The sequence below is a fragment of the Vibrio sp. 2033 genome (assembly GCF_033339735.1).
Genome location: NZ_JAWOVC010000384.1, coordinates 1 through 681, shown reverse-complemented (window position 1 = coordinate 681; position 681 = coordinate 1). Strand labels below are relative to the sequence as shown.

Below are 681 nucleotides of genomic sequence, written 5' to 3'. Positions count from 1 at the left end.
AGTAATCGGTAACCAAACGCTCTTTCGAAGACAGTACTGCCATTGGCGTGTCATCGCCCATAGAGCCTACGGCTTCTTGACCCATATCGCCAAGTACGCGCAGAACCTGATCCACTTCTTCATTGGTCATGGCGAACTGCTTTTGATAGGTCTTAAGCAAATCTTCATCGAAGCTTCGCTCACCCACTTGATCTTCAGGTAGCTGAGAGAATGGCGTTAGTTTGCGAACGTTGTTTTCCATCCATTCGCGGTATGGGTGACGAGATTTGAGATCGTTATCGATCTCGCTTGATTGCCACAGTTTACCTTTACGAGTATCGACAACTAACAACTCACCAGGGCCAACACGACCTTTTTTCGCAACTTCGTCTGGTGCGTAATCCCAAATACCGATTTCAGAAGCCAGCGTGATCAACTTGTCTTTTGTGATCACGTAGCGAGCTGGGCGCAGACCGTTTCGGTCGAGGTTACATGCTGCGTAGCGGCCATCGGAAAGTACGATCCCTGCTGGGCCATCCCAAGGCTCCATGTGTTTGGAGTTGAAATCGTAGAAGGCTCGTAGATCGGGATCCATATCTGGGTGATTTTGCCATGCTGGTGGAACAAGCATTCGCATGGCTCGGAAGATATCCATGCCGCCGGCCAAGAATAGATCCAACATGTTATCCAGACTTGAAGAAT

1 protein-coding gene is annotated in these 681 nt (G+C 49.2%); it reads right to left on the bottom strand.

All coding sequences use genetic code 11. The features are described 5' to 3' along the window. Window positions 1-681: glutamate synthase central domain-containing protein (locus R7P74_RS26740; protein WP_318123687.1), on the bottom strand; the 681-nt coding region annotated here is incomplete at both ends.